Below are 22,512 nucleotides of genomic sequence, written 5' to 3' on the forward strand. Positions count from 1 at the left end.
GACCAAACTGCATGACCCTTCAATCGAAAGGACAAACACCGGCAAGCCGGTGGTTGCCTCTCATCTCAAATTTTAGGCAGGCAGCAGCGACGTGGCGCACGCGCCCCACTCAGATGGGCGAAGAACCTTAGGTTTCATCTTTACTCAACCCGTCAGAACGGGCAGCCGGCGCATTTTTCTCGGCTGTCACAGCAGCCTTGTGTCAAGCCAAGTGGTGACTTCATCATGGCAAAATCTGCATCAAAGACCCTGCATGAGTCGTTCGTTCGCTTCTTTGAGAGCCCAACGCGTGAGTCCCTGCGCGTACTATTGCAAGAGCACATGGGTGAAAACAGAAATTGTGACTTTAAGGAACAATGGCCAGAGCATGGCCCGCTTGCGAAGCATTTGCTCGGGCTGGTAAACACCGGCGGCGGTTGTTTGATCGTCGGAGTAGAAGAGCGATCAGACAAAACACTTCATCCTTCCGGGCTCAGCGAAATCAAGGACAAGGCTGATGTTGTAAACGGGATAAAGCTGTTCTTGCCAGAGCCACTTCAGACGGCTATCGAAATAGGAGACTTTTCGTATGACGCTACCGAGTACGCCTCTCTAATCGGCAAGCGATTTCAAGTGGTCTTCGTTCATCCCCGACCAGCGGCTTTGCCGTTCGTAGCACAGAAAGCAGGATCTGGAATTCGGTCGGGAGCCATCTACATTCGTCGTGAAGGGCAGACTGAAGAAGCCACATACGACGAAGTTCAGCGTCTTATCGTTGAGCGCTTGAACATCGGGCCACAAACAGCGGAAGCAAGAAGCCTCAAGGAACATCTTGAGGAACTCAAAGTACTTTACGCCGAAATTCCGCGGTATCTACAGGCTGGGTCCTTTAATGAAAATTTCTTTCAGCAGCTTGCAAGGGCAACAATGTTTTTTGGTGGAGAGTCGAGAGCGAACCCAAACTACCCTGCGGAGGACTATCAGGCATTTGTTCTCCGCGCTCTGGAAGCAAAGAAGAAGGTAATAGAAAGCGAACTGCGTTTGCGCACTTAGACACCAATCTTACCTTCGACTCTTAGTCACTCGTTTGGGAAACCTCTGATAAGTAGCTGAGCCTGAAGCAGTTACCCGCGCCCGGATCGCCGAACACGCCCTTGAGCGTCGCCGCTGCCACGAAGCCGGGATAACAAGGTCAGGTTTGCTTCGGATTCTGACTATGCGTGGCGATTCTCCGCGCCATACTCGAACTCCGGCTGGGCGGGCGCCGCGCACCAACTAATTCTGTGCTGACACCGCAGCGAGCCGGGACGGGAGTTGTCCGACGCGGCCTACACAAACACCCACCGCGGCAGTTTGAGCGCCCCAGAGTTCACCCCGCCCCCTCCATCGCCGTAACCCAAGGCGCCTGCCGCGGCCCAACCCAGCCAAGCGATCCAACCGCCATGAGCCCCGCCTCGGCAAACGTCTGCCGGTACCAGCGCGGTGACCGCCGCTGGAAGCCTTCGAGGTCGCCGACGAGTTTGTCGCGCGTCGTATAGACCTCGATGTAGGCCATGCCTTCGAGCTGGTCGACGATGCCGGCGAGGCCGCGGCGCACTTCGGAGGCGCGCAGATAGTGCAGTACGTCGGCGCAGACGATCAGGTCGAAGCGTTCGTCGAAGCGCAGGTGTTCGAGCTGGGCGAAGGTGGCCAGTCGCAGGTTGCGCGTGCGGCCCCAGCGGCTGATGGCGTACTCGCTGGGATCCAGTCCGAGGTAATGCGCATGCGGCCGCAGCGCGTGCAGCGGCGCGTGCCAGGCGCCTTCGCCGCAGCCGACGTCGAGCACGTTGCGTATGGGCCGGCCGAGGTAGTACTCGGCCATGGCGACGGCCATCGCGACCTTGCGCCCCAGCACGTCGCGCGAGATCACGCGATGCTCGTCGTTGCGGTACCACTTGTCGAAATAGGCGCGGTCGTAGGTCTTGGGCATTCGGGGAGGCTTCGCGAAGAAAAGCAAAAAAGCGACAAAGGCGGGATGCGTGCCTTGCGGGTGTTCAGTGCGGCCTTGCACTGCATGCGTTGCGGAATTCAGTGCGGTCTTGCGTTGCTGCGCATGGCCGGGTTCGCGCCGGTCAGCACGCTACATCCCGATCAAGCGACCCGCCGGCGCGCATCGCGTGCTTGGCGTTCACTCCGCGCTGTCGGTCGCGCGCAGTCCGCGCTGCACCTTGAGCGGCAGTTTTTCCACGACCAGATCGTAGGAGCGCCGCAGGAACCGTTCGAGCTCGCCTGCGGCGAGCTGGTCCGGGTCGGTCAGCGTGACCCAGAAGGCGCGCGCCATGTATGGCGCCGGCATGAAGCCGGGTTGCTCGGTGAGTTCGAGGAAGCGGTCTGCGTCGACCTTGAAGGACACGCGCCCGCGTTCCACGCCCAGCGTGCAATAGACGGCGAACATCTTGCCGGCCACGCTGTAGACCAGGTCGACTTCCCACTTGATGGCCGTGCTCACGCCCGGCCAGGGCGCGCAGATCGAATCCAGTTGTCCCGACTGCAAGGTCGTCATCTGTCCCTATCCTTCGATGCGATAGCGCCGGTCCCGCACGCTCACGCGCGGCGGCTGGCGCACGCGTTCGAACGCATCGTACCCGGGCTTGAGCTCGGACCAGAAATCGAACCACGGCGAGCCGCGCTCGGCGGACAGCGCCGCATCGTCCAAACGGAACGGGAGCGCATGCACGTCGAACGCCGGCTGGCCCGCGCGCAGGGCGGCGTCGACCACGGTGTAGATTTCCTCGATCGCCGCGTCGCCCATCGCATAGCAGCCGATGGAGACGCAGTTGCCGTGCACCATGAGGAAATCGCCGGTATAGCCGTGCGCGCGCTCGTAGGCGTTGGGATAGCCGAGGTTGAACGCGAGATGGTAGCGGCTGGCCGGATTCAGCTGACCGCGGGCGACGCGGTAGAAACCTTCGGGCGCCTGGTTATCGCCCTGGCGGCGCTTCGGGCCGAGCTGGCCCGAAAAGGTGCAGATCGGATAGGTGCGGAATAGCTGATAGCGGCCATCCTTGCCGCCGAGCCAAAGCTCGAGTTCGCCTTCGCGCTTGAAGAGGCGGATGAAGGCCGGTGCGCCGAGGGCGAGGCCGAGCGTGCGCAGATCGCGCTGCAGGCCGGGCGTGACGCGCGCTGCGGCCTGTTCGGGCCGGCTCTGTCCCGACACCGCATTCATGACGCGACCGCCGACGCGGGCCCAGGCCCAGGGCGCCGCGGCGATGAGTGCTGCAACCAACAGGAGGACGATCCAGCGACGACGCATGGCAATACCTGCACGAGTCCGGGACGCAGTGTATCGGCGGTCCGCGATGCGCGGGGTCGAGCCGCGCGCATGCGGGCCGGTTTTGCGCGCGGAAACCCGCTCACCGGTTCGCGTTGCCGATGGTCAGGTGCAGCGGCGGCTGCGGTTCGCGAGCCAGGCCAAGGCCGGCGCGAAGCGTGAGCGCGGCGGCGCACTCCACGGGACACCAGAAGAAGCCGTTGGTTTCGCGAACCGCGGGGTCGAAGTCGAACGCCACGCGCTCGCCGTCACCGCGACCCCACACCGCGGGATCGGCCGGCGCCTCGTCGCGGATCACGCTGATGTGCGGTCCCCACAATGGATTCTGCAGCGAGCGCGTGCGGTGCTGCGCGAGCAGATAGAGGTGGCGCAGGTAGCGTCCCAGTTCCGGATCGCAGTCGATGATCAGCCACCAGCGCGAACTGCCGCCGTCGCGGCGCTGATGCGAGCCGGGCCGCAATTCGGGACTGAAGCGCAGGATGCCGCTGGAACGCATGGCCGTGACGACGAGGAAAAACGGCGCAAATGGTGCGTCGGGCGGGTGCGCAAGGCAAGCGCCGCAGGATCAATCGGTCGCCGTCTCGACGCGATTGCGGCCGCCGTCCTTGGCGCGGTACAGCGCCGCGTCGGCCCGCGCGAGCAGCAGGTCAACCGCATCCGTTGCCTCGGGCACGGTGGCCGCGGCACCGATCGAGATCGTGACGCCGCAGGATTCGGCCACGACCGCGCAGAGACGCCGGCCGAGTTCGCCCGCCGCGGCCAGGTCGCACTGCGGTACCACCAGGCAGAACTCCTCGCCGCCGAAGCGCGCGACCAGCGTGTTCTCGCGCACGCCGTGGACCAATGCCGCGGCCACGCAGCGCAGCACGCCGTCGCCGGCGAGATGGCCGTGTGCATCGTTGTAGGCCTTGAAGTGGTCGACGTCGGCGAGCAGCACGGCGACCGGGCGGCGCGTCTGCGCCGCGGCCTCCAGGCTCGCGGCCAGGAATTGATCGAAGCGGCGGCGGTTGGCCACGCCGGTGAGTCCGTCGCGCTCGGCGAGGTCGCGCAGCTGCGTGTTCGCGAGTTCCAGCTCGGCGGTATGCGCGCGCACCAGCGCATGCAAGGTGCGGTTGCGCGCATCGAGCCGGCGTATGCGCGCGCGCAGGGTCAGGCTCAGTGCGAAACCGGCGAGCAGGAACGCGAGCAATGCCGCGAGCGCCTGCAGCGAAGCGCGCTGGTACCAGCGCGGCACGATGCGGAAATCGAATACCTGCGACGGGAATTCATGCCCGCCGCTGCTGCGCGCGCGCGCCTCGAAGCGGTAGTCGCCCGGCGGGATCTGCGCGTAGCTGAATTCGGCGCGCGGGCTCCAGTCGGACCACTGCTCGTCGAGCCCGGCCACGCGCGCCTGGAATTGCGGCGGCGACGTGCGCGCAAGATCGACGAGGCCGACGCGGAAGGTCAGCCCGCCCGCGGCATAGTCGATCTGCGCCTGCTGGTCGAGCGCCAGCGCGCGGCTCGCGCCTTCGCGCGGCTGCAGGCGCACCGAATGCAGGCGCAGTTGCGGCTCGGCGTAACGCGCGAGTGCAGCCGCGGCGTCGTAGTGCAGCAGGCGGCTGGAACTGCCGATGACGAGGTCGCCGTCGGGCAGCGCCGTCACGACTTCGATCGCGCCGGCGCTGCGGTCCACTGCATCGATGCGCTGCCAGCGCCGCGCCGCGTCGCGCTTGTAGACGCTGCGAAAGCTGTAGGCCCAGGCCACGCCGCCCACGCCCTCGCGCAGGCGCACGAGTTCCTGCGCCGGCAACAGCGCGGCCAGGCCGTCGATGGCGTCCGCGGAAAACCGCGTGCCGTCCCAGCGGAACAGGCCGGTCCTGGCACTTGCGTAGAGCACGCCGGCGAGTTCGCTGACCACGACCTGGTCCTGGGGCTCCAGGCCCAGCGCGGCCTCGAAGCGGTCGATCTGCGGCGGCTGCGCCGGATCGGCGGCCAGGCGCACGCGCACGAGGCCGTGGTCCTCGCTACCGAGCCAGGCTTCGCCGCTCGCGGTTTCGACGATGCTCATGACGCGCGCGCGCATGTCGGTATGCCGCGCGGCAAGCTGCCAGCCGTCGGCGCCGCGCTGCAGGACCGCGAAGCCCGCTTCGGCGCCGACCCAGGCGCGTGCCGGATCGAAGCGCGAACGCAGCAGCAGGCGCGGATACAGATCGTCCGGCCCCAGGCGCGCCGGCGTGCCGTTGATGCGCTGCAGGCCATAGGTGTCGGCGAGCAGCCGCGTGTCGCCGTCGACGAGCAGGCTCCAGGCTTCGCCGCCGTGGTCGCGCTGTCCGGCAAAACGCGCGTGCGCACCATGTTCGTCCCAGGGCGCGACGATCTCGCCCGACGCGGTCTGCAGGCGCATTTGTCCAGCTAGCAGCTGCGCATCGTGCACGCTGCCGCTGATGCCGTCGTCCTCGCCGTAGACGTTCCACGCCACCGGCCACGGCAGGCGCACGACGCCGACGTCGTCGACGACCAGCAACGCGCCGTCGCTGTCGACATCCATGCCGTTCTGAAACGTGCTGCCGAGACGGATGCGGCGCAGCGCGCCGCTGGCGACGTCGACGATGCGCAGCACGCCGTCATCGCTGGCGAAGACCACATGGCGCTCATCCAGCAGGCGGCCGTCCTGGAAATGCCCGGTGTCGCCGTCGCCGACCACGGGCACGGGGCGCGCTACGCCGTCCTCGAGCACGACCAGGCGCGGCGTCTCGTCGTGCACGAGCAGGCGGTGCGCATCGAGCGAAAGCAGCGTGAATGCGGGCTGCTGCGCGAAGCTGGCGCCACCGGGAATCAGCTCGAAGCGATCGCCGACGCGTTTCTTCAGGCCTTCGCCGCGCCAGTTCACGATCAGCTCGCCGTTGTGCTCGGTGATGCCGCCGAAACGGTTCGGTGCATGCCAGGCGTGCAGGCGGCGTCCGTCCGCATCGACATGGAACAGCCAGCGCAGCGCGCGAAAATACATGCCGTCGTCGCGCTCGAGGCCATCCCAGACATCGGCGAAACCGATGGCGCCGACTTCGGGCTCGAACGCGGCCGTCACATCGACGAGGCGTTCGCCGCCGTCGGCGGTGCGCTCGATCCAGCCGAAGCTGTCGTTCGCGCCGAACCAGAGCCGGCCGTGGCGGTCGCGCTGCAGCACCCGCACGGCACCGGGCCGCGGCAGCGCGAAGGACTCCCAGCGCACGCCGTCGAAACGCAACACGGCGTCGATGGTGCCGACATACAGCAGGCCGTCGCTGCTGCGCGCGACCGAGAAATATTGCGGATAGACGTCGAGGTCGGGCGGGAAGCGCGTCATCAGCGGCGTGGCCGCCCACAGCGCGGATGCGAAAAGCCACAGCATCACGCCGGCGAATCCGCGACGTACTGTGCCCGACCGCATGCCCGTCCCCTGTCGCTGGCGCCGTTGCGGCGCGCAGATGGACCGATGCTAGCGTATCGCCGCGCGCTACGCGCCTGGGCAGTGGCTGAGGCCGCAAGCGCGTGCGATGCGTCTTGCGCAGGCCGCCCGATACGCGCGCGAAACGCGCCTCGCGGTGCAGGCCCGGCGCGGTGGCGCGAATGCCTCAACTGACGAGCAAAGCGTCGAATCCACGCCTCGCCTATCACGCGGAATCCACCGCGAAATCCGCGTTGACACCCCAGTTACAAAGGTCCACTGTTATACCCGCTGCGCGGCAACGCGATACATCCGCAGCGCGACGGAACGGTGAAGGGTGGGAAGGCCTTTCACCGTTTCGGAGTCTTCCTGAGTCAAGGGACGGACGGCCAGATACGACACGTCTGGCCGGGTGGTGGAGATCGGGCGCAAGGGACGCGAGCGACGCGCCAGGGCTTGTTCCGAAACGTTCGAGGGGAGAATTTCAATGCAACGTGATGGCAATGCGGCGCTCGGTGCCGCGTGCGGCGTGCTGTTGTCTGCGCTCGCCGCCGCAGGTCCAGCGCTGGCCCAGACCACGCCCGACTATTCCAGACTCAAGCCGACCATCGACGGCAACATTCCGCGCACGGTGCCGTCGTTCCCGTTCTCGGCGTTCCCGATCGACACGCGGCCGATGTTCGACACCTTTGCGTGGCAGAACTTCATCGCGATCATGTGGCCGTCGCTGGCCGACGACCACGGCGAGCCCTACCAGCCCGGCAACGCGTCGGTGTTCGGCAAGTACGACGCGCGCTTCGCGCCGGCGTGGATGCGCTGGAAGACCGCGTTCGATCTGTATCCGCAGAACGGCAGCGAGCCGCCGGCCTGGGACCAGCCCAACGGCTACGCGGTCTGCCGCAACATACCCGCAGACGACAAACGTCCGCGCCTGGACATGACCAGCGAGTTCGGCAGCATCGCCGACGAGATCGACGAGGCCTTCGCCGGTCCGCTGCCCGACCAGACCGGCTACTTCACGCGCTTCGAAGTGCGCGTGAACCGCGTCGAATACGACTACGTGCGCAGCAACGGCTACTACAACCGCAGCAACTGGCCGGCCAGCGGCAAGCCGCCGATCAGCTTCCCGGCCAGCTCCGCAGACCAGCTCGGATCGATCGAGGTCAAGGCCGCCTGGCGCAACCTCGCCAAGGTGCCGGCGAAGTTCCAGACGCGCTTTTTCGCGATCGATGCGCTCGCCGCCAAGCCCGGCACCTGCACGACCGAGACCGGTGGCCGCACCACCTGCGATTGCGAGCCGATGAAGGCCGGCCTGGTCGGCTTCCACATCGCGCACAAGACCGCCGACTTTCCGCAATGGGTCTGGTCCACCTTTGAACAGGTGGACAATCTCGGCGAAGATCCGACCACGCCGGCCGACATGCAGGCGTCGTACTTCGATCCGGAGCTGTACAGGAAGCAGAAGATCCCGCGTTCGAATCCGGCCGATCATCCGGGCGCCAGCCGCGTTCCCGGCCCCGACGACTACGACCCGGCGCCGATCAACGTCGTGCGCCTGTCGGCGATACCGAGTACGCCGGCGGGCAACTCCACCACCGACATCAACGCACGCTATCGCGCGCTGCTCAAAGGCACGGTGTGGGAGAACTACCTGCTGGTCGGCACGCAGTGGTCGACCGCGCCGTCGGTGCCGCCGACCACGCCGCTGAACAACGACTTCGGCTGCGAGGACGGCACGCCGCCGGCGCAGGGCGGACTCGCATTCCCGCAGTGCCAGGTCTCCAACGTGACGATGGAGACGTATCACCAGTACGACAGTTGCCAGAACTGCCACCAGGGCGCGCAGCGCTCCGGCGCGGATTTCAGCTGGATCCTGGCGCTGCGCGCCTGGAGCCCGCAGCCCGTCGCCAGCCCGATCAAATCGCCCGACAAACCCAAGCCCAAGCGCTGAACAGGAAGCCGTCATGTCCAAGACCGCCACCGTACTCTCAGCAACCCTGCTCGCCGTTCTCGCCGGCACCAGCGCCCAGGCGCAGGATCGCGGCGGCAGCGACACGCCGCGTACCGATGCCGCGACGATCGGCTATCGCAACGCCGTGGTGCCCGCGCCGCCGGGCTGGAAGGGACCGACCTTCCAGCTCAGCCACGACTACCCGACGCAGGATCCGGGTACCTGCCCGAAATCCGAATGCACCTGGCTCGACCTCAAGGTCGACTTCACGCTGCCGCTCAGCGGCCCCGCGCCAACCTGGGGCGCGCCGTGGTCGGATTACATCGAGCGCGTGCTCGACTACGTCAAGAAAGGCCAGGACCCGGCCCTGCGCAACGAGATCGGCTGGAAGGCCACGGTCGGAAACGACAGCCGCTGGTTCCATGTGCCGTGGATGGCCTACGACCCGACGCGCGGTCGCGAATACGTGCATGGCATGACGAACGAGCGCACCGCCACGCTCTCCGACTTCGGCGAAGACGTCGAGATCGACCGCGGCGTCAGCAAGCTGCTGCTCGCCAACGGAAAGGAGTCGACCCAGTTCTTCGAGACCTGGGCCTTCGGCGTCTACAACCGCTGGGGTGCCTATGCGATCGGCCGCAGCATCGGCCGCGACGGCGTGCCGATCGCGGGCAACTACGGCGGCGTCCCGGCGCCGGCCGGCCTCCCCTTCCCCGAAGGCACGGTCGTCGCCAAGCTGCTGTTCACCACGGCGACGCCGGCCGACGTGTCCTATCTCAAGGATTCGCCGGCCTGGCAGGCTGATCGGCATATTCCTAAAGGTGAAGATTTCCTTTGTGAACGCAAGGTCGCCGACGTGCGCCTGATCCAGCTCGACATCGCCGTGGTCGACTCGCGCTCGCCGACGCGCTGGGTATTCGGCACCTTCGCCTGGAACGGCAACAAGGCCGGCAAGACCGCCTGGGACAAGCTGGAACCGGTCGGCCTGCAGTGGGGCAGCGATCCGTGGACCTTCCCCGCGGTCGGCCAGTCCGGCAGCATCCCGGTACACGAGAGCGTGCTCAACACGGCCATCGGCACACCGCAGCACTTCGGCTGCAACGGCCGCCTCGCCGGTCCGGTCGACAACAAGCTGTCATCCTGCCTGTCCTGCCACGGCGGCGGCTTCGCCCCGCCGATCGGCTTTGCCGCCACCTCGACCACCGCGCCGCCGATCTTCGGCTTCAACGGCCAGTGCGAAGTCAACTCGGTCGACAACGCCCAGTACTTCAGCAACAACCAGTTCCCGATGGCCTATACCGGCGGCCAGTACCAGGGCCTGCTGAGCATGGACACCTCGCTGCAGATGCAGGTCGCCTTCGAGCAGTACGGCCAGTACAAGCAGTACGGCAAGCCGATGGCGTGCAAGGCGAGCAAGTGACTCTATAACAATAGAGAAAACTACATTAATACAAAGCGGCCTGGCGACGCCTGGCAGAGCACCGGATGCAAAGATGCGAATCTGAGGTGCACGCGTTAGCCCTCCCCTTCAAGGGGAGGGCTTTAGTTCAAAGATCCCGCGCCACCCGGAAACCCACGCGCCCGCTGCGCGTCGTCGCCAGGGCCGACAGGCGGAACGCCGAGCGGACCTGGTCCGGGTCGCTGCCCCAGGAACCGCCGCGCACGACGTGGCGCTCGCAGCCGGGATTGATCCACGCTTTGCTGTCGCGCGGGGCGCGGATGTAGGTGTCGTGCCAGCAGTCCTCGACCCATTCCGACACGTTGCCTTCCAGGTCGAACAGGCCCAGCGCATTGGCCGGAAAACTGCGCACCGGCGCCGGGCCCCAGTGGTCGTCGGTATAGCGCGGAAACGCCTTGCGCCAGGTGCGATGGGCCGGTGAGCGGTCGCCCGCGCCAGTGAAATTGCCGATCGGGCGCACCGGATCGCCGTCGCCCCAGGGGAAGCGCGTGGCCGAGCCTGCGCGCAGCGCGTATTCGTATTCCGCTTCGGACGGCAGGCGGTAGGCCTTGCCGGTTCGCTCGGCCAACCACACCAGATAGGCGGCCGCGTCGTCCCAGCTGACATGGATCACCGGCAGGCTGTCGGCGGCGCGGCGGCCACGGTAGTCGTCCTGCCAGGTCACGCCCTTGCCCTCGACCATTCGGCCGGAGTTCTCGTCGTAGACGCTGGAACCGCGTTCCTGCTCGGCCGTGGTGCGGTAGCCGCTCGCGCGGATGAATTCGCGGAACTCGCCGACCGTGACCTCGCTGCGTCCCAGCGCGAAACCGCTGTCGATGACGACTTCGCGCTGCGGTCCTTCGGCGCTGCGGTGGCCCTCTTCGGAGTCGGGCGAGCCCATGAGGAACCGGCCCGTCGGTACCACGAGCACCGCTGGCGCCGTGCCGGCGCGATCGAGGAACGGATCGCTGATGAGCTGGCCCGGCTTCATGCTGGCGTAGAGCCGCGCATTGCGCAGCTTGATCTGGAATTCGTCGACGCCGGGCAGGTCGGCACTGATGCCCTGGGCCTCCACGGCCAGGCGCTCGGCCAGGTCGGCGTTGCCCGAATCCAGCGCCGACTGCGCCTGCGCGAGCACGGTTTCGGCACGCTGACGGCGCACGCCTTCGGTGCGCGTGCGCGTGTCGAGCAGCGCCTGCGAGCCCGGCGCGATCGCAGCGGCCTCGGCCAGCACCGCGTCGGCCGCCGCGAAATCGTCGCGCGCGACCGCGGCCAGCGCGCGTTCGAGCACGCCACGCTGGATCTGTTCCAGGCCCTGCTGCGCGAGCACATTCGTCGGGTCGATTTCGCGCACGCGCCGGTAGACATCGAGCGCGCTCGCGCCGGCCGGTTCGAGGCCCCTGCCCTGCTTGAGCAGCTCGGCCGCGCTGGCGAGCAGCGGATCGACTTCCTGCGCCCGCGCGAGGCGCGTGCGCAGCTCGGCAAAGCGCGCCTGCTCGTGCGGCACCTTGTCCAGGCCCGCGAGGATGCGCTGCGCTTCGGCGGTATCGCCCTGATCAAGCGCGGTGGTCACGTCCTGCAGCAGAAGGTCCTGCACCGCGGCCAGGCCGCTGCGTGCGCGCCGGTTGGTCTTGTCCTCGTCGAGCGCCTGGCGATACAGCACCAGCGCGTTGGCGTCGGCCGGCTCGAACAGCTGGCCGTCGGCAACGGCCTTGTCGGCACGTGCGAGCAGGGCGGTGATGCTCTCGGTGGCGGGGATTTCAGGCTCGGCCGGCAGCTCGGGAACCGGTGGGTCCGCGGCAGCCAGTTCGCGCGGCGGGCCGAATTCGACGATGGCCTGGGTGTTGGCGCGCACGTCGATCGGCGGCGGCGGCGCGCTGGTGCGTATCGGCAGGCTGGTCGGACGCTGCCCCGGCGATACGTGGATGACCTCGGGAAAAAAGCGGTATACGAGCGCGAAACCGAGCAAGGCGATACCCGCTGCCCCACCCCATGTGGTCTGCTTGCGGACGTTTTCAGAACCAGCCATGCGCGCGTCGAATGTGACAGCAGGGACAACTGACCTTAGGCTAACGCGTTCTGCCTGACAACCGCGTGCGCCGCACGCCCTTACTGGAGTCTTGCGTGCACCACTGGATTGCGCAGCCTGAGGCTGCCGCCGCGCTCGTCGCGCGGCATGCCTCCACCCGTCTTATCGGACTCGATACCGAGTTCATGCGCATCGACAGCTTCTATCCGCGCCTGGCGCTGGTACAGGTGAACCTCGACGGCGAGATCGCCCTGCTCGACCCGCTCGCGCTGTCCGGTGTCGGCGCTCTGGCGCCACTGTTGGCGGATCCGGCCAACACCTGCGTCATGCACAGCGCGAGCGAAGATCTCGAAGCGCTGGCCGAGGCAGTGCCTGCCGGCCTGGGCCGGCTGTTCGACACGCAGATCGCCGCGGCCATGACCGGCTTCGGCGCCGGACTGAGCTACCAGAAGCTCGTCGCCGCGATCGTCGGCGTGGACCTGCCCAAGGCGGAAACCCGTTCCGACTGGCTGCGCCGGCCGCTCAGCGCCGAACAGCTCGACTACGCGGCCCAGGACGTGGTCCACCTGGCCATGCTGCATGCGGAACTGGATGCGCGGCTCGACCGGCTCGGCCGCCGCGAGTGGCACGCCGAAGACTGCCAGCGCCTGCTGCACAAGGCACGCAGCCGCGACGGCGACACCCAGCCGCAGCGCGGCTTCAAGAGCGCCGCGGAGTGGCCGCCCGAACGACAGGCGCTGCTGCGCCGCGTGCTGCTCTGGCGCGAGGCGACCGCGCGGCGCGTGGACAAGCCGCGTCCGTGGCTGCTCGACGACATGCACATAATGGATTTTGTGACAAAGCCACCGCACGATGCGGACGAGCTGTTCCAGCGCGCCAAGGGCCTGCGCGCCCTGCGCGGCGCCCAGCGCGACGAACTGCTCGCCGTGCTGCAGGAACCGCTGACGCCGGAGGAGATGGACTTCGCGCCGATCTTCCCGATGCCGGCGCCGGCACAGAAACGCACGATCGCCGCGATGAAGGACGAGGTCGTCGCGATCGCCGCCGGCCTGGAGATCCCCGACGGCCTGCTGTGCGCCCGCCGGCATATCGAGGCGTTCGTGTTCGATCGGCAATGGCCTGAAGCGCTCGAGGGCTGGCGCAAGGCGCTTCTGTTCGAGACGCTGAGCGGGAAGCTGTAGCGGCGCTGCGGGGTGCGGGCTGCGTGGTACTAAGCCAAGCGGGAGCGGTAAGCCCTCCCCTTTTCATTCAAGCCGACGTCGCCTCGCGACTCGGCTTAATTCAGGTGTCACGACTCTCATGATGCGACTGTTTCTTCTGATCGGGCTTCTGTCCTTCTCTTCGACAGCGCTAAGCGGGTCCGTAGAGGCATGGTCTTACGCCTTTGCAACTCGAACCGACGAACTTGTCGCCGGGCATGGCACATCAATCTTCGAGACCGACAGTGGCAATCGTGCCGCCTTTCTGTACTCGCAAGAGCGGTTGAAGTTTGAGCTTGCATTCAGTATTTCGGGCAGTACCGCGCATGGGACTCTCACATCGACGAAGGGGCGCAATCGGAGCACCGCACTCCAGGGCACGGTTAGCCACGAGACCCACCGCGGTGGTTGCGTTGTGCGTGTCGTTTTTCATGAGGGTCTCCACCACATCGTGCTCGAGCGGAGCGCCCCCTCTGGTTGCGAGTCCTGACGAGGTGTCCAAGCTGACGATGTGCCGGTTCAAGTGAACGCGGCCCCCACAGACCTGATCGGTGCCCGAATGCCCCGCGCAGCACTCAGAGAGCTTTGAACGGGTCCTTAAGCTCGGGCCGATCATCCTGTCGAACTGCATATTCCTTCGCGCTGCTTGACACGCCGCCGGCGCATCCGTTCCACTCGGGTTTCATGCGCACACCGGCCCGCCACCGCCCGAATCGATTGACCGCCCCCGCGGCGGCCTGCGGCGTTGGCTCCGGTACGACGATTACGACGTCCACCACGACTAGCGTGGTGCGGCGAGTCGTGCGCGAATAGGTTTCTAAACGCAAACGGCCCCGCACCTCCTACAGGATGCGGGCGCGAGTCCCGAATCCTGCGGAACGCGGAGCCTCAATGGAGGCTGCATGAGTTCGTCCGCTGTCGCTTTGCAGGATCGTGAACCCGCCGAGGCGGCCGAACCTGCGCCCCTGTCCGTCATCGCGCACAAGTTCGGCGGCTCGTCCGTCGCCGATGCGGCGCGCTATCGCCATGTCGCCGGTCTGCTGCGCGCACGCGGCGAGGCCATACAGGCCAGTGTGGTATCGGCGATGAAAGGCGTCACCGACGCGCTGATCGCGCTGGCCCACACCGCCGCCGACGGCGGCGACTGGCGCACGCCGTGGCACGCGCTGCGCGAGCGCCATCTGCGCACTGCCGACGAACTGCTAGTCGAGCACGCCGCGGCCAGCGCCGACTGGCTGCAGCGCCAGTTCGACGAACTGGCCGAACTGCTTCATGCACTCGCCGTGCTCGCCGCGCCGACGCGCGAAGCGCTCGAGCGCGTGCAGGGACTCGGCGAGGTCTATTCGGCCCGCCTGCTGTCGGAACACCTGCGCGCGCTCGGCGAGGACGTCGCCATGCTCGACGCGCGCGACGTGCTCGTCGTGCATCACGGCGATCTCGGCGTCGCGGTGGACTGGCCCGCCAGCGAGGCGCGCCTGGCGCGATGGCGCGAGGCCAACCCGTCACCGCGCATCATCATCACCGGCTTCGTCGCCCGCGACGGCGCCAACCGCATCACCACGCTGGGCCGCAACGGCAGCGACTATTCCGGCGCCATTTTTGCTGCATTGTTCAAAGCGCAAGAGCTGCATATATGGACCGATGTCGACGGCGTGCTGTCGGCCGATCCGCGCCTCGTGCCGGAGGCCGTGCCGCTGGCCGCACTGTCCTATCACGAAGCCTGCGAACTGGCCTATTTCGGCGCCAAGGTCGTACACCCGCAGACCATGACGCCGGCGATCAGCCGCGGCTTGCCGATCCTGATCCGCAACAGCTTCCGGCCGGACCATCCGGGCACGCGCATCAGCGCCGCCGGCGACGACGCCGGCCCGGTCAAGGGCCTGACCCTGTCGCCGGATCTGGCCCTGCTCAACCTCGAAGGCGCCGGCATGATCGGCGTGCCGGGCACGGCCGAGCGCGTCTTCGCCGCGCTGCGCGACGCGCGGGTCTCGGTCGTGATGATCTCGCAGGGCTCGTCGGAACATTCGATCTGCTGCGTCGTGCGCGAGAGCGAAGCCGACACCGCGCGCCGCGCGCTGCAGACCGCGTTCTCACGCGAACTGGCCAATGCGCAGGTGCAGAACGTGCAGTTGATCCGCGGCATCAGCGTGCTCGCCGCGGTCGGCGACGGCATGGCCGGCACGCCCGGCGTCGCCGCGCGCCTGTTCGCGTCGCTGGCGCGGGCGCGCGTCAACATCCGCGCGATTGCCCAGGGCGCCTCGGAACGCAACATCTCCGTCGCCGTCGCCAGCGCTGACGCGGACAAGGCGCTGCGCGCCGCGCATGCGGGCTTCTGGCTGTCGGCGCAGACCCTGTCGGTCGGCGTGATCGGCCCAGGCAAGGTGGGTGCGGCGCTGCTGAACCAGTTGCATGCGGCGCAGGCGCGGCTCAAGCGCGACAGCAACCTCGACCTGCGACTGCGCGCGGTCACCTCGCGCGGACGCATGTGGCTCGACGATCGCGGCGACACCGCGGACTGGCAGCGCCGCCTCGACGAATCCGCGCTGGATGCCGATCTCGATGCGTTCACCGACCACCTGCAGGCCGCGCACCTGCCGCACACCGTCATCGTCGACTGCAGCGCGAGCGACCGCGTGGCCGAACGCTATGCCGCGTGGCTCGCTGCGGGCATCCACGTGATCACGCCGAACAAGCAGGCCGGCGCCGGACCGCTCGCCCGCTACCGCGCGATCCGCGCGGCCATGGCGAGCGGCGGCGCGCGGTTCCGCTACGAGGCCACGGTCGGCGCCGGCCTGCCCGTGCTCAGCACGCTGCGCGACCTGCTCGACACCGGCGACGACGTGCTCGCGATCGACGGCATCTTCTCCGGCACGTTGGCCTGGCTGTTCAACCGCTATGACGGCTCGACCGCGTTCTCCGCGCTCGTGCGTGAAGCGCATGGCCTGGGCTATACCGAACCCGATCCGCGCGACGATCTTTCCGGCACCGACGTCGCGCGCAAGCTCGTGATCCTCGCGCGCGAAGCCGGTCGCGACCTTGCGCTGGACGACGTGCGCGTCGAAAGCCTCGTGCCCGCCGCACTGCGCGACGCCGCGCCGGATGAATTCATGGCGCGCCTGTCCGAAATCGACGCCGCGTTCGCGCAGCGCCAGGCCGCCGCCGCGGCGGCCGGAAAGGTGCTGCGCTATGTCGCGCGCCTCGATCGCGACGGCGGCGCCAGTGTCGGCCTGGTCGAACTCGGGCGCGAACACGCGTTCGCCCACCTGCGCGAGACGGACAACATCGTGCAATTCTCCACTCGGCGCTATTGCAACAACCCGCTCGTGGTGCAGGGCCCCGGCGCCGGACCGGAAGTCACCGCGGCCGGCGTGTTCGCCGACCTGCTGCGCGTCGCCGGCAACCTCGGAGCACGCGTCTGATGCGTACGTCCGCGACTGCGTTTTCGCCGGCCTCGGTCGGCAACATCGGCGTCGGCTTCGACATCCTCGGCCACTCGATCACCGGCGCCGGCGACCGCGCCACGGTGCGGCGCATCGACGAGCCCGAAGTGCGCATCAGCGCGATCCGCGGCAGCACGGTCGACCTGCCGCTGGCGGCACCGGCGAATACCGCCGGCGCGGCGCTGATCGCGCTGCGCGTGGCCTTGCAGCTGGACTACGGCTTCGAGATCGAACTCGACAAGGGCATACCGCTGGGCTCGGGCATGGGCGGTTCGGCGGCGTCATGCATCGCCGCCCTCGTCGCGGCCAATGCGCTGCTCGACGAACCGCTGTCGCGCACCGCGCTGTATCCGTTCGCAGTCACCGGCGAAGCCGTCGCGAGCGGCGGCCGCCATGGCGACAACGTCGGGCCGATGCTGCTCGGCGGCGTGGTCCTCGCCACCGCGAACCATACGGTTTCCGTGCCCGTCCCTCCCGAATGGACCTGTGTGCTCGTACACCCCGACGCGGTACTGGAAACGCGGCGCGCGCGCGCCGCCCTGCAGGGCAGCTATGAACTCAAGCAGTTCGTCACGCAGAGCGCGAACCTGAGCCTGGTCCTGGCCGGGTGCTGGCGCGGCGATGCCGCACTCGTTCGTGCCGGCCTCGAGGACGTGCTCGTCGAGCCTCGCCGCGCGCCGCTGATCGAAGGCTTCGCCGCGGTCAAGCAGGCCGCGCTTGATCACGACGCGATGGGCGCGAGCATCTCCGGTGCCGGGCCCAGCGTGTTTGCCTGGTTCGAGTCGCCGGTACAGGCGCAGCGCGCCGCGCCGGCGATGCAGGCCGCCTTCGCCGCAGCGGGTTTCACGAGCCAGGCCTATCTGTCTCCCGTCGCCGGCCCGGCCGCCGAGGTCATCGCATGAAGTTCGTCAGCACGCGCGGCCAGGCCGCGCCTTGTAGCCTCGGCGCCGCGATCGCGGCGGGCCTCGCCTCCGACGGCGGCCTCTATGTGCCAGCCGAACTGCCGCAGTTCTCGGTAAGCGATTTCGACGGTTGCGAGGACCTGCCCGGCATCACGACACGGCTGCTGCAGCCCTTTTTTGCCGGGGATGGACTCGCTGGCGAAGCGCTGGCCGGCGATCTCGCCGCGATCTGCCGCGAGGCGTTCGACTTCCCCGCGCCGCTGAAAGCACTCGCGACGCCGCAGGATTTCGTGCTCGAACTCATCCACGGTCCGACGGCCGCGTTCAAGGACTTCGGCGCCCGCTTCCTCGCGGCCTGCCTCGCGCGGCTGCCGCGCATCGACGGCGTTCCGCTGACCATCGTGGTGGCGACGTCCGGCGACACCGGCGCCGCCGTGGCCGCGGCGTTCCACGGCCGGCCCGGACTGCGCGTCGCCGTGCTGTATCCCGACGGGCGCGTGTCGCCGCGCCAGGCGCACCAGCTCGGCTGCTTTGGCGACAATATCCACACGTACAAAGTCGATGGCGCGTTCGACGATTGCCAGGCGCTGGTCAAGCAGGCCTTGAACGACGCGGACCTGCAGGCGCAGGTGCCGCTGAGTTCCGCCAACAGCATCAGCCTCGGCCGCCTGCTGCCGCAGATGAGCTACTACGCCGCGGCGTCGCTCGCGCACTGGCGCGCCCACGGTCAGCCGCTGAACTTCGTGATACCGACCGGCAACCTCGGCAACGCATTCGCCGCGATCCTCGCGCGCGCAATCGGCCTGCCGCTGGGCCGGATCGTGCTCGCGACCAACGCCAACGACGTGCTGCCTCGGTTCTTCGGCGGCGGCGCCTACGCACCGCAGGCGAGTGTCGCGACCATTGCCAACGCCATGGACGTCGGCGCGCCGAGCAACTTCGAGCGCCTGCGCTGGCTGTATCCCGACGACGCGCAACTGCGCCAGGCCTTCGTCGCGCGGCGTGTCGACGACGCGACGATCCGCGACACCATCGCGCGCCGCTTCCTCGACCACAGCGAAGTGTTCTGCCCGCATACGGCGACCGCCGTGCGGGTGCTGGAAGACCTGCGCCGCGACGGCGCGGATGGCGACTGGTGCGTGGTCGCTACCGCGCACCCGGCCAAGTTCGAGAGCATCGTCGAGCCGCTGATTGGCCGCACCGTCGAAATACCGCCGGCGCTGGCGGCGTTGCTGCAAAGGCCGGCGCGGGCCGAGCCGCTGGCGGCGGACTATGCGGCGTTCTCGCAGCGACTGAGGGCGGTTTGAGCATCCGGCGACTGCGCGAGTTTGCACGTAACCAGAAATGACCCGGGAAATTCCTGTCTCCAGGCAACGTTGCCTGGAGACAGGCACGAGAGTGAAACTTCCCTAGAGCACTTCAATACACAAAAACAACGCGTTTACGGCATCCGCTAGGGCAGATTCAGCACCGCCACATCCCCGTCGTTCGCCGTCACCGCGTCGTATTGATTGCCACTGATCTGAACACTCGCCACCGGCGCCGAATCAGGACCGGCGCTCACGCGCACGACCAACGGTGACGCCACGGCCCCAGCGGCGAGCGGTGCGAGGTAGGTACAGCGCGGCACGCCGGAAGCCGTGTCGCAATACCAGTTGACGCCGGTGGCGCTGAGCAGCGTTGCGTCGGCCGGTGGATTGACGAGCGCGACGATGCCGCTGGCGCTGCCGAGCCCGGGTGTCGTGGTCGCAGGCCGCAGGTTCTGCACGTCGAGCCGGTATTCCAGTGTGACCGGGGTGGTGGACGCATCGATGCTGCCACTCAGATCGGCGCCCAGATCGATGCTGGCCTGGCCCGCGTAGCGGCGTCCCATCACGCCATAGTCGTTGCTCGACGTGCCTTCGTTGTCACGCCAGATCAGGCTGAGATCGCCGTCGGCGTCGCTGGCCAGACGCGGATAGTTGTGTCCCGTTCCCGTCGTCGATGCGACGAACTCGTCACCGTAGGCCGTGCCGTTCGCCGCGTAGCGCCGCAGATAGACCTGGCCGCCGTCGCGGCGCCAGGTCGCGGTGAACTCGCCGCTCGCGCGCGCCATGGTGACCGCGGCATGCGAAGCCGCGCCTGGCCACTGATACGCCAGGACGAACTCGCCTCCGACCGCGAAGCCGGCGCTGTCGTAACGCTGGCCGACGATGCGGACGTTGTTGCTCGACGGCAGGCTGTCCCAGATCACGACGCTGTTGCCGGCCGCGTCCATCGCGATGTCGGCCTTGCGCTGCGGTCCGGTGATCGCGCTGTTGACCCGCTGCGCCAAGCCCTGGGCCGTGCCGGTCGCATCGTAGCGGCGGCGGAATACGTCGTAGTTCGCGCCGTTGTTCTTGTCCTCGGTCCAGACCACGGTGAACCATCCGGCGTCGTCGAGCCCGACGCGGATCTGCGGACCGTAGATCGTCGTCGCCATCGTGGCGACCGTGATCTCGCTGCCGATCGCCACGCCGGCGGGGTCGTAGCGACGCACACGCAAGTGAGTACCACCGCCGTAGGCATACCAGGCAACGACGCTGGCGCCGCTGGCGTTCATCGCGATCGTTGCCGTGCCGGCTTCGTTCGTCGCCAGGTCGTCGAGGCGCATTTCCGGGCCCAGCGCGTTGCCAGCCGCATCGAAACGGCGACGGTAGACATGCGGCAACGAGGTCCACGACGCACCGAGATTGGTCCAGACCACGCTGAAATTGCCGTCGCGGTCGGCGGCGACTTCCGGACGGGCGATCGAGCCGTACAGCGGCGTCGAATTGACGACGATCTCGCTGCCATAGGGCGCTCCGGCCGCATCGATGCGTCGCGCGCGAACGCCCTGCGGGGCGGGAAACGCGGGCGCGCTGTACCAGACGGCAACGGCACCGCCCTGCGCGTCGCTCGCAATCGACGCCTGCTCCTGCGCGCCGGACGTGGTCAGGTTGTGTCGCTGCGGCGGACCGGCGGGCGCGCCGGGAGCCGTCGCGGCGTGAAGGGTGCCGCTGACGCCGAACGCGGCGACCAGCAGCAGCGGACGCGCGAACGACGCCGCGCGAATGAAGGATCGAGCTCTCTGCGATTTCATGCCTGCTCCTTGCATAGGGGAAGCTGCAACGCGCGGTGGGCGGCGCCCGCGACGCGTTGCCGCCCGAGCAGTCTGCGGACCGCGCGCCGATCGAAGAATCACGAGCTTGTCCGGTAATCCCGGCGCCGCACCGGACAAATCGTCCGGCGCCGTTCGCAAACGGTAAGACAGTGCGCGGACACTGCGTCCGGGGCTTTCGCCTGGCGTGCCATGGACATCACCGGCTCAAATCGGAAGACAGCAGGCTTGCGCGGCTGGGCAACGGCTGCTCTGATCGCGCTGCAGGCCGCCTGCAGCCCGCAGACGGCCGTCACGCCTACGGAATCGCGCATGCCCGCGGAACGCCCTTTCGTCATCGCCCATCGCGGCGCCAGCGGCTACCGGCCCGAGCACACGCTGGAAAGCTACGCGCTGGCGATCCAACAGGGTGCCGACGCGATCGAACCGGACCTCGTGGTCACGCGCGACGGCGTGCTGATCTGCCGCCACGAGAACGAGATCGGCGGCACGACCGACGTCGCGCGGCATCCCGAATTCGCCGATCGGCGCACGCGCAAGCGCGTCGACGGCGAAGAGATCGACGGCTGGTTCGCCGAAGATTTCACGCTCGCGGAAATACGCACCTTGCGCGCGCGCGAACGCCTGCCGGAGTTGCGCCCGACGAACACGCACTACGACGGCGCGTTCGCGATCCCGACGTTCGCCGAGGTCATCGCACTGGCCGCCGCGGCACCGCGGCCAGTCGCGATCTATCCCGAGACCAAGCATCCGACGTATTTCGAACACGAAGGCCGCCATCTCGACGGCACGCCGATCGCACGCTCGATCTCGGCGCTGCTCGTCGACGAACTCGTGCGCAGCGGATTCCACGATCCGGCGCGGATCTACATCCAGTCCTTCGAGCTGGCCAACCTCATCGAGCTGCGTACGCGGCTTCTGCCGGCCGAGGGACTCGATGCGCGACTCATGCAGCTGTTTGGCGATACGGATGCCGTCACGCCGCGGAACGAGCACTTCGCCCTGCCCTACGACCTGCGCTGGCATGCGGCGCGGGGCGATGATCCCGATGCGCTGTATCCGGGGCTGCGCACGGTACTGCCCGGTATGCAGACGCAACCGATTGGCTATGGCGATCTCGCCACTGCGCCCGTACTGGACTGGATGCGCGCGCGTTACGCCTACGGCATCGCGCCGTGGAAGGACAATCTGCTCGTGCGCATGCGGGACTCCGCGGGGACGGCGGCCCTGACCGGCGTCGCGCATCCGTTGCCGGCGCTCGCCCACGCGGCGGGACTACAGGTGCACACGTATACACTGCGCACGGAAGCGCTGTTTCTCGTGCGTGATCCGCAGGGCCAAACCCTGAGCATGGAGCAGGAGCTGCGGCAATTGCTCGATGCCGGCGTCGACGGCTATTTCACCGACTTTCCGGATCGCGGCGCCGCGGTGCGCGACGCGCACCGCTAGAAATCACTCCTCTCCACGCCCGGTTCACGGGTGAGCGGGGCGCCGCCCAGAACCGCAGGTTCTGACGCCCCCCCCGAACGCCCAACGGGCCGGGAGAGCGCTTGTCCTCCCTCTCCCCCCGACTTTGTCGGAGGGAGAGCGGGCGACGCTCAGAACCGTCAGGTTCTGGCGCCCGCGAACGCCCAACGGGCCGGACGAGCGCTTGACACACCGACCGCCGCGGACGTCTTTACGATTCCCGATTCCCGATTCCCGATTCCCGATTCCCGATTCCCGATTCCCGATTCCCGATTC

Annotated in this window: 15 protein-coding genes; 8 read left to right on the forward strand and 7 right to left on the reverse strand. The window is 67.8% G+C overall.

The genetic code is table 11. The features are described 5' to 3' along the window. Positions 1–225 precede the first annotated feature (225 nt). Complete coding sequence (locus tag RUU78_RS04475; RefSeq protein ID WP_313914094.1) at positions 226–1,032, forward strand: ATP-binding protein; 807 nt, start codon at positions 226–228, stop codon at positions 1,030–1,032. 316 nt (positions 1,033–1,348) lie between these two features. Here RUU78_RS04475 and RUU78_RS04480 read toward each other — a convergent pair whose 3' ends face one another. The 5 genes from RUU78_RS04480 to RUU78_RS04500 all read right to left on the reverse strand — a co-directional run bounded on the left by RUU78_RS04480 (position 1,349) and on the right by RUU78_RS04500 (position 6,656). After that, positions 1,349–1,948, reverse strand: coding sequence for a class I SAM-dependent methyltransferase (locus tag RUU78_RS04480; protein WP_313914096.1), 600 nt, complete (start codon positions 1,946–1,948; stop codon positions 1,349–1,351). A gap of 198 nt (positions 1,949–2,146) precedes the next feature. Continuing rightward, positions 2,147–2,521, reverse strand: coding sequence for an MmcQ/YjbR family DNA-binding protein (locus RUU78_RS04485; protein ID WP_313914098.1), 375 nt, complete (start codon positions 2,519–2,521; stop codon positions 2,147–2,149). A gap of 6 nt (positions 2,522–2,527) precedes the next feature. After that, positions 2,528–3,271 carry a murein L,D-transpeptidase family protein gene (locus RUU78_RS04490; RefSeq protein ID WP_313914100.1) on the reverse strand — a complete coding sequence of 248 codons (744 nt, stop codon included), beginning with the start codon at positions 3,269–3,271 and terminating at the stop codon, positions 2,528–2,530. Positions 3,272–3,371: 100 nt separating this feature from the next. Further along, positions 3,372–3,785 (reverse strand): hypothetical protein, encoded by a 414-nt coding sequence (locus RUU78_RS04495; RefSeq protein ID WP_313914102.1) that lies wholly within the window; start codon positions 3,783–3,785, stop codon positions 3,372–3,374. Between the two features lie 69 nt (positions 3,786–3,854). Beyond that, the gene (locus RUU78_RS04500) at positions 3,855–6,656 is read right to left on the reverse strand and encodes a diguanylate cyclase (protein ID WP_313914206.1); all 2,802 of its coding nucleotides are present in this window, start codon (positions 6,654–6,656) and stop codon (positions 3,855–3,857) included. A 523-nt stretch (positions 6,657–7,179) separates the two neighbouring features. Here RUU78_RS04500 and RUU78_RS04505 point away from each other — a divergent pair. Both RUU78_RS04505 and RUU78_RS04510 read left to right on the forward strand, forming a co-directional pair. Next, positions 7,180–8,643 carry a hypothetical protein gene (locus RUU78_RS04505; RefSeq protein ID WP_313914104.1) on the forward strand — a complete coding sequence of 488 codons (1,464 nt, stop codon included), beginning with the start codon at positions 7,180–7,182 and terminating at the stop codon, positions 8,641–8,643. A 13-nt stretch (positions 8,644–8,656) separates the two neighbouring features. Beyond that, the gene (locus tag RUU78_RS04510; RefSeq protein ID WP_313914106.1) at positions 8,657–10,063 is read left to right on the forward strand and encodes a hypothetical protein; all 1,407 of its coding nucleotides are present in this window, start codon (positions 8,657–8,659) and stop codon (positions 10,061–10,063) included. Between the two features lie 127 nt (positions 10,064–10,190). Here the strand turns inward: RUU78_RS04510 and RUU78_RS04515 are convergent, their stop codons facing one another. Beyond that, complete coding sequence (locus RUU78_RS04515; protein WP_313914108.1) at positions 10,191–12,110, reverse strand: SUMF1/EgtB/PvdO family nonheme iron enzyme; 1,920 nt, start codon at positions 12,108–12,110, stop codon at positions 10,191–10,193. 95 nt (positions 12,111–12,205) lie between these two features. Here RUU78_RS04515 and RUU78_RS04520 point away from each other — a divergent pair, with 95 nt between their 5' ends. The 4 genes from RUU78_RS04520 to thrC all read left to right on the forward strand — a co-directional run bounded on the left by RUU78_RS04520 (position 12,206) and on the right by thrC (position 18,958). Beyond that, positions 12,206–13,291, forward strand: coding sequence for an HRDC domain-containing protein (locus RUU78_RS04520; RefSeq protein WP_313914110.1), 1,086 nt, complete (start codon positions 12,206–12,208; stop codon positions 13,289–13,291). A 920-nt stretch (positions 13,292–14,211) separates the two neighbouring features. Continuing rightward, a complete protein-coding gene (gene thrA / locus RUU78_RS04525) occupies positions 14,212–16,728 on the forward strand; it encodes a bifunctional aspartate kinase/homoserine dehydrogenase I (protein WP_313914112.1) in 2,517 nt (838 codons plus the stop codon). Then, positions 16,728–17,651: a homoserine kinase gene (locus RUU78_RS04530; RefSeq protein WP_313914114.1), complete on the forward strand. Its 924-nt coding sequence runs from the start codon at positions 16,728–16,730 to the stop codon at positions 17,649–17,651. The genes thrA and RUU78_RS04530 overlap by 1 nt, the downstream gene beginning before the upstream one ends. Continuing rightward, complete coding sequence (thrC, locus tag RUU78_RS04535; RefSeq protein WP_313914116.1) at positions 17,648–18,958, forward strand: threonine synthase; 1,311 nt, start codon at positions 17,648–17,650, stop codon at positions 18,956–18,958. Before RUU78_RS04530 ends, thrC begins: the two co-directional genes overlap by 4 nt. A gap of 146 nt (positions 18,959–19,104) precedes the next feature. On the opposite strand, the gene RUU78_RS04540 is transcribed toward thrC, so the two are convergent. Beyond that, complete coding sequence (locus RUU78_RS04540; RefSeq protein WP_313914117.1) at positions 19,105–20,751, reverse strand: hypothetical protein; 1,647 nt, start codon at positions 20,749–20,751, stop codon at positions 19,105–19,107. A 330-nt stretch (positions 20,752–21,081) separates the two neighbouring features. Between RUU78_RS04540 and RUU78_RS04545 the strand changes: the two genes are divergently transcribed. Further along, on the forward strand, positions 21,082–22,218 hold the full coding sequence (locus RUU78_RS04545) for a glycerophosphodiester phosphodiesterase family protein (RefSeq protein WP_313914119.1): 1,137 nt from the start codon (positions 21,082–21,084) through the stop codon (positions 22,216–22,218). The last annotated feature ends 294 nt before the right edge of the window (positions 22,219–22,512 follow it).

Origin of the sequence: Tahibacter sp. (genome assembly GCF_032229445.1) — a bacterium.
Classification (GTDB): Bacteria; Pseudomonadota; Gammaproteobacteria; order Xanthomonadales; family Rhodanobacteraceae; genus Tahibacter.